Here is a 10748-nt window from a genome sequence, read left to right on the forward strand (position 1 = left end):
TCTTACTGAGTCAGAAGGGGGCTTTGCCCACCAAAGGTTGCCGTGCCGCTGGTCTATCGAATCGCGATTTCGATTTGCAGCTTCATGCGATAGGTTTTGGCAAAAGTGGGGAGCGGCGATGTCGATCGAGCGTGTGCTTTGGGAACAGGATGCGACCGGACTTGCCGAGCTCGTCCACAAGCAAGAAATCTCGCCGCCGGAGCTGGTGGACGCGGCGATCGCGCGCGCCGAGGCGACAAGGCCCGACATCAACGCGATCGCCACGCCGCTTTACGACGCCGCGCGGGCGCGGGCGAAGACCGTCGACCGCACGCTGCCGCTGGCCGGCGTACCCTTCGCGCTCAAGGATCTCGGCATCGGCCTCAAGGGCGTGCCGATCCATGGCGGCAGCCGCATCCCGCCCTTCACCGCCGATTTCAACTCGGTGATGGTCGAGCGCTATCTCGCCGCCGGCCTGATCCCGATCGCCACCAGCACCTCGCCCGAACATGGGCTGAGGCTGATGACGGAGTCGGCCCGCTTCGGCATCACCCGCAACCCCTGGAACACCGGCCACACCACCGGCGGCTCGTCCGGCGGCGCCGCCGCGCTGGTGGCGGCGGGCGTGGTGCCGGCTGCGCATGCTTCCGACGGCGGCGGCTCGATCCGCGTGCCTTCGGCCTGCAGCGGGCTGGTGGGCCTGAAGACCTCGCGCGGCCGCGTGCCGCTGACGCCGCTGGTCAGCGAAAGCTGGTACGGCATGGTCGTCGACCATGCCGTCAGCCGCTCGGTGCGCGATACCGCGCTGCTGCTCGATCTCACCCATGGCGCCGATCCGCTCTCGCCCTACGCGGCGCGCGCGCCGCAAGGTTTCTTCGCGGTCGCCGCGGCGCGCGACCCAGGCAAGCTCAGTCTCGCCGTCTACCGCAAGTCGCCGCTCGGCCTGCCGATCTCGCCCGAGACGCTTGCGGCGCTCGACACCGCGGTGGCGCTGGGGCGCGAAGGCGGGCACACGGTGGAGGAGATCGACCTGCCTTTCATCGGCCGCGACTTCATCGCCGATTTCTGCCGGAGTGTCGCCTCGGCCGTTGCCGGGACGATGCGGGGCGAGGCGCAGCGCGTCGGCCGCCCGGTGACCGGCGAGGTCGAGCGCGCGACGCGCGTGCTCGCCCGTCTGGGTGAAATGCTGTCCGCCGGTGAAGTCTATGAGAGCGTGCAGCGGCTCAACGCCACGGCGCGGCGGCTGATCGAGGAGACGGCGCGCTTCGACGCCGTGCTGATGCCGATCATCGCGCATCCGCCTCTGGCCTGCGGCTCGATGGATCCCAAGGGCGCCGACGAGTTCCTCGAGAACCTGCTCGACAAATTGCATCTGACAAGCCTGCTCAAGGTCAAGTCGTTCTTCGGCCAGTTGATGGACAAGAGCTTGTGGTTCACCCATTGGCCGGCGATCCAGAATGTCAGCGGCCAGCCATCGATCGCGCTGCCGGTGCATGTCACCGAAGCCGGCCTGCCGCTCGGCATCCAGGCGGCCGGCCGGCCCGGCGACGAGGAGACGCTTTTGTCCTTCGCCGCGCAGATGGAGAAGCTTTCGGGATGGCTGAAGCGGCGCGCGCCGCTCAAGGTGCCGGCTTAGCGCGCTCGATTTCGCCATTGTGACCGCAAAGCCGTTTGCGGCCTGCGGCAATTCCCGCTAAGACGCCGCCATTCACGCCAAGTCGGGATCAAATCGATGACGGATATCGCCGCCACCGCCGAAATGCAGGCCGCGCTGCTTTCCAGAGCGCTGCCTTACATGCAGCGCTACGAGAACAAGACGGTGGTGGTGAAATATGGCGGCCATGCCATGGGCGACACCGAGCTCGGCAAGGCTTTCGCCCGCGACATCGCGCTTCTGAAACAGTCCGGGGTCAACCCGATCGTCGTGCATGGCGGCGGGCCGCAGATCGGCGCGATGCTCACCAAGATGGGGATCGAATCCAAGTTCGAGGGCGGCTTGCGCGTCACCGACCAGAAGACGGTCGAGATCGTCGAGATGGTGCTGGCCGGCTCGATCAACAAGGAGATCGTGGCGCTGATCAACGCCGAGGGCGAGTGGGCGATCGGGCTCTGCGGCAAGGACGGCAACATGGTGTTCGCCGAAAAAGCGCGCAAGACTATGATCGACCCGGACTCCAACATCGAGCGGGTCCTGGATCTGGGCTTCGTCGGCGAGCCGGTCGAGGTCGACCGCACGCTGCTCGATCTGCTCGCGCGCTCGGAAATGATCCCGGTGCTGGCGCCGGTCGCGCCCGGCCGCGACGGCCATACCTACAACATCAACGCCGACACTTTCGCCGGTGCCATTGCGGGCGCGTGCCGCGCCTCGCGCCTCCTCTTCCTCACCGACGTGCCGGGCGTGCTCGACAAGAACAAGAAGCTGATCGACGAGCTGACGGTCGCCGAGGCCAAGGCCCTGATCAAGGACGGCACGGTGTCGGGCGGCATGATCCCGAAGGTCGAAACCTGCATCGAGGCGATCGAGCGCGGCGTGGAAGGCGTCGTCATCCTCAACGGCAAGACGCCGCATTCGGTGCTGCTCGAGCTCTTCACCGAGCACGGCGCCGGCACGCTGATCGTTCCTTAAGGGCAAGTTCACCGTTTCGGCGACCTGCCATATTCAGCCGGCTAATCTTCTCTGATCTTCAACGATCACAGCCGGCTTTCGCGCCGGGCGCCGGACTGTCATCGATTCCTCCTCGGCGTCCTGCGGCGCGCCCCAGAACTCGGCGAGCGTCGGGCCATCCGTGACGCGCCGGTCGCGGGCGAGAAAACCCCAGACTTCGCGGAACCAGACGCGGCGGCCCATCTTCGTGTACCAGCGCATCGAATGGCGCTGCTCCGGATCAGGGTGGAACAGGATGCGCGCCAGCGCCTTCGGCCGCGACTGCACCGCGACCTCGATCAGCTTGACGGCGAAGAACAGCACCCACGGCTTCGGCCGGGTCATGTGCAGAACCTGGTGCTTGTAGTCCCAGAGGCGCACGTCCTTCTGGATCACCTTGCGGTCGGCGGCGATACGGAAGAACGGCGTCCAGCGATGCGGCGTGACATAGAGCGCCTGGATCTGGTCGGGGTCATAGGCGATGAGCTGGCGGAAGCCGCGCCAGAGATCGCGCAGGGTCTCGTCCTCGAAGCCGGCCACCCAGGTCGCCATCGACAGGATGCCGTGCCGCCTGAGCAGCCGGATCGCTTCGCGGTCCGACTTCGTGCTGCCGCCCTTGCGGATCAGCGACAGCGTCTCCTCGTCGGTGTTCTCCATGCCGAGCAGCCAGCGGATAACGCCGGCCTTGCGGTAGAGATGCAGGATGTCGGCGTCGCGAACGATGTCGTCGGCGCGGGTCGAGCCGACGATCAGAACCGGCACGTTCTCGGCGATCATGGCGTCGAGAAAGGCGCGCCAGGCCTTCTTCGAGGAGGTCGGGTTCTCGTCCGCGAGGTTGATCAGTTCGACGCCGTGCTCGCGATGCAGCCAGGCGATCTCCTTGGCGAAGCTGACCGGGTCGCGATGGCGCCAGCGGGTCCAGAAGCCGCGCTGGCCGCAATAGTTGCACAGATGCGGGCAGCCGCGCGAGAACTGCATGACCACCGCCCGCTTGCCGCCCCAATAGGAGTAGCGGCGATGATCGATCAGCTCCCAGCCGACGCGCCAGGCGTCGAGATCGGCGAGCGTCATGGCCGGCTGCGTCGCGACCGGACGGCCAAGGTCGTCGCGATAGGCGATGCCGGCGACGCTTGCCACCGGCTGGCGCATCTCGATCGCCTCGACCAGCGCCGTCGCGGTCGCCTCGCCCTCGCCGCGCACGATGAAATCGAAGACGTCGGTCGCCGCCAGGATGTCGCGCCAATGATAGGTCGGGAAGACGCCGCCATAGATGACGATGACTCCCGGCGCGCGGACCTTGATCATTTCGGCGATCCGCAGGGACGTCGGATGCGCCGAGGTCGACCCGGAATGGCCGATCAGGATGAAGTCCGGATCACCGCTCAGGGCCTCATCGACCAGCGCGCCAAGCGGCATCGGCCCGAACTCGGCATCGACGAGGCGCACCCGATGGCCGGAATCGATCAGCGGACCGCCGATCGCCAGCAGCCCAAGCGGCGGCAAATGATCGTCGGGCACACGGCTGCCGATGGCGGTATGCGGCGGATTGATCAGCACGATGTTCAAGGCGGACCTCCATGTTGGTCCGCTTGTGCTAATTGCCGATGACGAAGCCGCCTTGGCGCGGTTCAGCAGTTTCCACGCAGCTTTTCGGGAGAAGTTTCGTCTCGAAGCAATTCCGGACGGAAAACCGCGTCACACTTTTCCTGGAATTACATTAGCGCCGCAGATGGCTCAGCGGCACATGGCCGGGGCCCTTGATGTTCTGCAGCACGAGTTGCGTGTGAACGTCGCGCACGCCGGGCAGCCGCATCAGCCGGTGCATGACGAAGGCGTTGAGGTCGTCGACCGACGGCACCATGACATGCAGCAGGAAATCGTGGTCGCCGGTCATCGTCCAGCAGGACGAGACCTCGTCCATGCGCTGCACGGCGGCTATAAAACTTTCGGGCGAGCCGTCGCTGTGGCTGACGAGCCGCACCTGGATGAACACTTCGACGGTGAGGCCCACGGCGCGGCGGCTGAGCACGGCGGCAAAGCCCTTGATGATGCCGGTTTCCTGCAAGGCCTCGAAGCGGCGCGCGCAAGGCGTGGTCGACAGGCCGATCTCCTGCGCCAGCTCCGAGACGGGCTTGCGCCCGTCGCGCTGCAGGATGTCGAGCATCTTGATCTCGAAATCGTCGAACTGAGGCATATTTTCTCGGTCTCGCATGGATCTGAGTGATTTTACCTCAAAATCAGCAGGCGAGCTACAAACCAGGCTGATTTGCCTCAGCGATCGCTCCTACACTCACTTCCACAATCCGCGGATCATGATCTTGAGGAGGATATGATGACGATCAGCGTTGCCGACTACGCCGCCGAATGCGCGGCGCAGGGCCTTCGCGGCGACTATTCGGTGTGCCGCAGCGACTTCACCGTGGCGCAAGGCTACGATTATTCGGCCGAGGAACAGGCGGTGTGGCGCACGCTGTGCGACCGCCAGACGAAACTGACCAAGAAGCTCGCGCACCATTCCTATCTGGATGGCGTCGCCGCGCTCGGCCTGCTCGACCGGATTCCCGATTTCGACGAGGTCAGCGAGAAACTCGCCAGGCTGACCGGATGGGAGATCGTCGCGGTGCCGGGCCTGATCCCAGCCGGCCCGTTCTTCGACCATCTCGCCAACCGGCGCTTTCCGGTCACCAACTGGCTGCGGACGAAAAAAGAGCTCGACTACATCGTCGAGCCGGACATGTTCCACGATTTCTTCGGCCATGTGCCGATCCTGACCCAGCCGGTGTTCGCCGATTTCATGCAGATGTATGGCGAGAAGGCCGAGGACATGATCGCGCTCGGCGGCGACGAGATGATCACCCGGCTTTACTGGTACAGCGCCGAATACGGTCTCATCCAGGAATCCGGCCAACCCGTGAAGGCCTTCGGCGCCGGCCTGATGTCGTCCTTCACCGAGCTGCAATTCGCGGTCGAGAGCAAGGACGCCCACCATGTGCCGTTCAAGCTCGAGACGGTGATGCGCACCGGCTATGAGATCGACAAGTTCCAGCGCGCCTATTTCGTGCTGCCGTCCTTCGATGCGCTGCGCGACGCCTTCGCCAAGGGCGATCTCGCCGGCATCGTGGCGCGGTTCAAGGGCCAGCCAGCGCTCGACCCGGCAACGGTGTGAAGTCGGTTTTCGCCCAACCGACAATCAGGGCGGTTCAGCTGCCGGCAGGCCGCTGGGCCGCTTTGACCTTTTCGCGGATCAATCCATCTTATCGGGCTCGGCCTTGATCCTGGCCAGCTGCTCGCTCTGCAGGTCCAGCGCTGCATTGATGAAGCGCAGCACGGTCGCGAGCTCCGCATCGCTGAAGCTCGCCACCACCTTCTCGCCCTCGCGCGCGATCGCGCCGTAGTAGCGCTCCGACAATTCCCTGGTCTGGTCGGTCGCCTCGATCACCACCTTGCGCCTGTCCTCAAGGCTGCGGGTGCGGGTGACATAGCCGCGCGCCTCCAGCCGGTCGATCAGGGCCGTCACCGCCGCCGGCGTCAGTCCGGTCGCGGCCGCCACGGCGCCCGCCGATTGCGGTCCGGCATAAAGCAGGCTGAGGCAATGCCGCTCGGCCGCGATCAGCCCGAGCCGCGCGCCCACCGCCTCGTCATAGGCCTGGGTGGCGTCCTGCCAGCGCATGACAGCGAGCCCGACGGCCCGGATCATTTCATCTCGTTTCGCGCTTGACGAATTTGTTTCGATCATCTAATTATCAATCTGTCGAACATTCAAATTATCGTATCAATATGCGACGATGCCTTTTGCAAGGCAAGGGCGAAGTCGCCGACAAGGAGTGAACAATGAGCCTGATTCAACAGCGCACCCCTCTCTCGAACGAGGAGGAATACAAATACGCCAAGCTGGCGATGGAATGGTATGGCTGGGGCTCGCCCATCGGCCTCGGCATCCTGCTGGTGGCGCTTGCCGCCGCGGCCGTGCTGGTGCGCATCGCCGTCTACGGACTGTAAGCGAGCTCGCAATTTCCCCCAAAGGCGCGCCAGGGCGGCGCCGGTTGCCGCTCCAGGCGCCGGCGCCGCCGGCATTCTTTGAGATCAGACGGCGATCACCTTGCTCAGATGCTCGCCCAGGCGGCAGGCGAGCGCGGTGATGGTGGTGGTCGGGTTGCACTGACCCGACGTACAGAACACCGAGGAGCCGCCGACATAGAGATTGTCCATGCCATGCACCTTGCAATTGGCGTCGACGACGCTCTTCAAGACATCGGTGCCCATACGGGTGCCGCCCATATGATGGTGGCCCGCCGTCTCCTCGTTGGTCGGATAATCGCCGCCATTGCTGATCCACTCGTCGATGCGGACACGGCCGAGATTCTTCTGCGCCAAGGTGGTGCCGAACAGCCTGAGGCCCTCGAGCAGAGTGCGGCGCTCGAGCGGCGACTTCTTCCAATGCAGTTCGATGCGCGGCACGCCGGCGTGATCGACATCGGTCTTCGACAACTCGATCTGGTTCGAGGCGAGCGGCGCCTGTTCCCAGGCGACATAGAGCTGGGCGGCGCAGCGCAGCCTCTGGTCCAGCTGGGACGACATCCACTCCGCCATGTTCGGCGCGGTGCAGGCAAGGTCGGCGATCAGCTTCTTGACATTGGGATAGGGGCTCTCGATCAGGCGGATGCCGAAATTCATGATCTGCAGCCGCTCCATCGCGGCAAGCGTCGGCGAAAAGAAGGCTTCGTTCGAGGCGTCGACCTCGAACTCCGAATAGTTGGCAAGAATGGCGTTGCCGCCCTCGAAGGTCGGATGCTCCATCCAGTAGCGGCCGAGCGCTGCCGCATTCGGAACCACGCCGCCATTCGAGCGCTCGTTGGACCACAACAGCAGCCGCGAGTTCTCCAACCCGCCGGTGCAGGTGACGAAATAGTCCGCCGTAAAGGTGCCGGCATCCTGTCCGTTCGACCACAGCTTTGCGCCGGTGACGCGCCTGCCGTCGCCGACAAGCTCGGTCGCATAAGTGTTGAGCACGACGGCAATGTTTTTGTTCTTGTCGAGCTCGTCGGCGAATTTCTCGCCGAAACGAACCGCGGGGCTCTTGATCAACTGCACCCAGCGTATGTCGTCCGAAACCGGCACATCGGGGCGGAAATCGGGAAGCTCGAGGATGTCATGGACTTCGCCAAGATAGGGCTCGATGTCGGCGCGGCTGATCGGCCAGCCAGTGTCCGGCGCCCAGGCCTTGGGCTCGAAATCTTGGCTGTCGAGCACGCGGCACCAGCCGGCCCAGTGGTTGGACGAGCCGCCCATGAAGCGCAGCCTGGTGATGTCGAGGTCGAAGTAGAAATCGCCGACCGTCTTGCCGCGGTAGAAATCCTGCGACTCGTCGCTGAATTCGCGCGAGCCCGCCTCAAGGACGACGACCGGAATGCCGGCGGCGCCGAGTTTCCTAGCGATCGTCGTGCCGGCCGGGCCGGAACCGAGGATGCAGGCCTTGGGTTTGAAGCCGGCCTGCTTATAGGCTTCGTAGCTGTCGAAGATCATGCGAGGTCGCTCCGCCGCAGGATCCAGCCATTGATCTCGACGATTTCGTCGGGGTCGATCTCGTCAGGGTTGGCAGGGGCCGCGTGACTGCGGAACAGCGACAGCGCGGGCAACGCGATCAGCGCTTGAACGATCGCGCGGCGCGACATTCTGCTTATGAACCTGCTCATGACACGCCTCTCGATAGGGCCTCGATCCACGCATGCCGTTCCTGAACGGCACACATGCCGCCGAGGAGGCCAGTTTCGTGCCAAAGCCAGGTGAAAACCGCGTTACACGAGGAAGTTTAGCGCGGTTGAATCTGGACATGGTTAGGGCTTTCCTAAAGCGCGTCGCGCTGGACCCGACTCGGGCGCCGCGCTTTTGAGTCCTTGTTCTGACGCATGTCATTGTCCCAAAACCGCTGCGCACTTTTGGGCGACATGCATGACGCCCGCGGCGAAGCTTCAAGCCGCTTCCGGAAGCTCGCGGTCGAGGATCGAAAGATTGCGGCCGCGGTTCTTGGCCTCGTAAAGCCTGCGATCGGCGGCGCGCATCAGATCGGAAACGGTCGCGCTCTCGCCGCAGCTTATGCCGCCGATCGAGACGGTGAGCGGCACGGTACGTTCGTCGACGGGGCGGAAACGGATCAGCTCGACCTCGCGGCGGATGCGCTCGGCGACATGCTTGGCTTCCGCTTCGCTGGCGCCGACCAGGAAAGCCGCGAACTCCTCGCCGCCGATGCGGCCGAGCACGTCGCCGCTGCGGATGCCGCGCTCGATGGCGCCGGCGATCAGAAGCAGCGCTTCGTCCCCCGTCAGATGACCGTAGTTGTCATTGATCCTCTTGAAGTGATCGGCGTCGATGATCAGCAGCGCGCCGCGATCGCTCTTGCGCCGCGACCCGTCGAGCGCGGCAAAGAAGGTTTCGCGGTTGAGCATGCCGGTCATGTCGTCGCGGCTTGCCTTTTCCGACAGGCGCCGGTGCGCCGCCGCGAGCTGCGCATGGGCCCGGGCAAGCTCGCGATGGGCGTTCTGCAACCGGTCGCTGTGCCAGAAGCTGCCGGCGCTGGCGGCCCAGGCGAGCACGAGCGGGCAGACCGTCGACGCCAGCCAGACGGTGCGGCTCATCGGAAAGCCCATTGCCGGAACCACAATCATCGTCAACAACAGCGAGACAGCGACCGAGGCGAACGCCACGGCAGCGGCCTTCAGAAATATGCGACTCATCATTTGCTCCCAACGGAGAGCTTCTGTGCCAGCAAGCGTTAAAGGCGACCTTTCCGAGACTTTTAAAATTTGAAATGAGACGCCATTTTCACACTTCGTGACGCGCATAAGTTGTGGATAAAATCAGCGCCGGCGTGCCATAAGAAACCCATGACAACGACACCCGATCCCGCCCGCTTCGCCCATGTCACGGACTGGGTGTTCGACCTCGACAACACGCTCTATCCGCATCACTCGAACCTGTTCGCGCAGATCGACGTGAAGATGACCGCCTATGTCGGCGAGCTGCTGACGCTTTCGCGCGACGAGGCGCGCAAGCTGCAGAAGGAGCTCTACCTGGAATACGGCACGACGCTGAACGGACTGATGAAGCGGCACGGCATCGACCCCGACGATTTCCTCGAGAGGGTTCACGACATCGACTATTCGCGGCTGGTGCCGGATCCGGTGCTGGGCGCGGCGATCCGCCAGCTTCCCGGGCGCAAATTCATCTTCACCAACGGCGACCGCAGGCATGCCGAGCGCACAGCGCGCCAACTCGGCATACTGGAACATTTCGACGACATCTTCGACATCGTCGCGGCCGGGCTGAACCCCAAGCCGGAGCGCCAGACCTATGAGCGTTTTGCCGAATTGCACTCGGTGACCGGACACAATGCGGTGATGTTCGAGGATCTGGCGCGCAATCTGGCCGTGCCGAAAACGCTTGGCATGACGACCGTGCTGGTGGTGCCGCGCAATTTCGAGCCGACCTTCTCGGAGATCTGGGAACGCGACCCGGCAAACGAGGACGACGTCGATTTCGTCACCGACGACCTCGCCGCCTTCCTGACCGCGATCGTCGACGTGGTGGCCTGAACAAGGTTTGCATAGGCGCGCCTTGGCGATGGGCCGAAACGCCTATCGCGATCGTCATCCACGGGCGGAGCAAGGAGCGAAGCGACGCGCGTAGACCCGAGGATCCATTCCGTGACTTACGAGCGTTGCCACGGTGCAAACTTCTGCACCGCAGCATTCCACGACCCGGGTCACGGAATGGATTCCAGGGTCTTCGCGACGCCGCTTCGCGGCTGCTCCGCCCTGGAATGACGACGCTGTGGATTCAGCTAATCCCCAGCGTTTGCGCTGATTTCATCGAACGAGCGGTGATATCTGGCCCATCGACAGGCCTGTTGCGTCGACCACCTAGAGCATGATCCCGAAAAGTGGAAACCGGTTTTCGGAAAAGATCATGCTCCAACAAAGAGTTAGGGCAGGATGACGATTCAACGAAACGTTATCCTGCTCTAGTCGAAATCCGGAATCGTGCCGGGCGGCAGTCCCAACCGGCCGTTCAGCTCCTTCAAAAACCGGCACAGGCCCGGATTGCCCGCGGCTGCCTGGCCGTTGCCATT

At 64.1% G+C, this 10748-nt stretch carries 11 protein-coding genes; 5 read left to right on the top strand and 6 right to left on the bottom strand.

Going from position 1 to position 10748, the window contains the following annotated elements; genetic code table 11:
- Nucleotides 1–118 precede the first annotated feature (118 nt).
- Nucleotides 119–1615: an amidase gene (locus EOD07_RS09240; RefSeq protein WP_127235199.1), complete on the top strand. Its 1497-nt coding sequence runs from the start codon at nucleotides 119–121 to the stop codon at nucleotides 1613–1615.
- A gap of 96 nt (nucleotides 1616–1711) precedes the next feature.
- The gene (gene argB / locus EOD07_RS09245) at nucleotides 1712–2605 is read left to right on the top strand and encodes an acetylglutamate kinase (RefSeq protein WP_127235200.1); all 894 of its coding nucleotides are present in this window, start codon (nucleotides 1712–1714) and stop codon (nucleotides 2603–2605) included.
- A 33-nt stretch (nucleotides 2606–2638) separates the two neighbouring features.
- Here argB and bchE read toward each other — a convergent pair whose 3' ends face one another.
- Nucleotides 2639–4189 (bottom strand): magnesium-protoporphyrin IX monomethyl ester anaerobic oxidative cyclase, encoded by a 1551-nt coding sequence (gene bchE, locus EOD07_RS09250; RefSeq protein WP_127235201.1) that lies wholly within the window; start codon nucleotides 4187–4189, stop codon nucleotides 2639–2641.
- A gap of 151 nt (nucleotides 4190–4340) precedes the next feature.
- Nucleotides 4341–4817, bottom strand: a complete 477-nt coding sequence (locus EOD07_RS09255) for an Lrp/AsnC family transcriptional regulator (protein WP_040984916.1) — start codon at nucleotides 4815–4817, stop codon at nucleotides 4341–4343.
- A gap of 135 nt (nucleotides 4818–4952) precedes the next feature.
- On the opposite strand from EOD07_RS09255, the gene phhA reads away from it, so the two are divergent.
- Complete coding sequence (gene phhA / locus EOD07_RS09260) at nucleotides 4953–5789, top strand: phenylalanine 4-monooxygenase (protein ID WP_127235202.1); 837 nt, start codon at nucleotides 4953–4955, stop codon at nucleotides 5787–5789.
- A 78-nt stretch (nucleotides 5790–5867) separates the two neighbouring features.
- Here the strand turns inward: phhA and EOD07_RS09265 are convergent, their stop codons facing one another.
- On the bottom strand, nucleotides 5868–6359 hold the full coding sequence (locus EOD07_RS09265; RefSeq protein WP_127235203.1) for a MarR family transcriptional regulator: 492 nt from the start codon (nucleotides 6357–6359) through the stop codon (nucleotides 5868–5870).
- A gap of 95 nt (nucleotides 6360–6454) precedes the next feature.
- Here EOD07_RS09265 and EOD07_RS37580 point away from each other — a divergent pair, with 95 nt between their 5' ends.
- Nucleotides 6455–6622: a hypothetical protein gene (locus EOD07_RS37580; RefSeq protein ID WP_164772138.1), complete on the top strand. Its 168-nt coding sequence runs from the start codon at nucleotides 6455–6457 to the stop codon at nucleotides 6620–6622.
- 84 nt (nucleotides 6623–6706) lie between these two features.
- Here EOD07_RS37580 and EOD07_RS09270 read toward each other — a convergent pair whose 3' ends face one another.
- The 3 genes from EOD07_RS09270 to EOD07_RS09275 all read right to left on the bottom strand — a co-directional run bounded on the left by EOD07_RS09270 (nucleotide 6707) and on the right by EOD07_RS09275 (nucleotide 9354).
- Entirely contained in the window at nucleotides 6707–8146 is a 1440-nt protein-coding gene (locus tag EOD07_RS09270) for a GMC family oxidoreductase (RefSeq protein ID WP_127235204.1), read from the bottom strand.
- The gene (locus tag EOD07_RS37585) at nucleotides 8143–8316 is read right to left on the bottom strand and encodes a hypothetical protein (RefSeq protein ID WP_164772139.1); all 174 of its coding nucleotides are present in this window, start codon (nucleotides 8314–8316) and stop codon (nucleotides 8143–8145) included. The genes EOD07_RS09270 and EOD07_RS37585 overlap by 4 nt, the downstream gene beginning before the upstream one ends.
- Nucleotides 8317–8592: 276 nt before the next feature.
- Nucleotides 8593–9354, bottom strand: coding sequence for a GGDEF domain-containing protein (locus EOD07_RS09275; RefSeq protein ID WP_127235205.1), 762 nt, complete (start codon nucleotides 9352–9354; stop codon nucleotides 8593–8595).
- Nucleotides 9355–9504: 150 nt separating this feature from the next.
- Between EOD07_RS09275 and EOD07_RS09280 the strand changes: the two genes are divergently transcribed.
- Complete coding sequence (locus EOD07_RS09280; protein WP_041003565.1) at nucleotides 9505–10212, top strand: pyrimidine 5'-nucleotidase; 708 nt, start codon at nucleotides 9505–9507, stop codon at nucleotides 10210–10212.
- The last annotated feature ends 536 nt before the right edge of the window (nucleotides 10213–10748 follow it).

Source organism: Mesorhizobium sp. M2C.T.Ca.TU.002.02.1.1, from assembly GCF_003997225.1.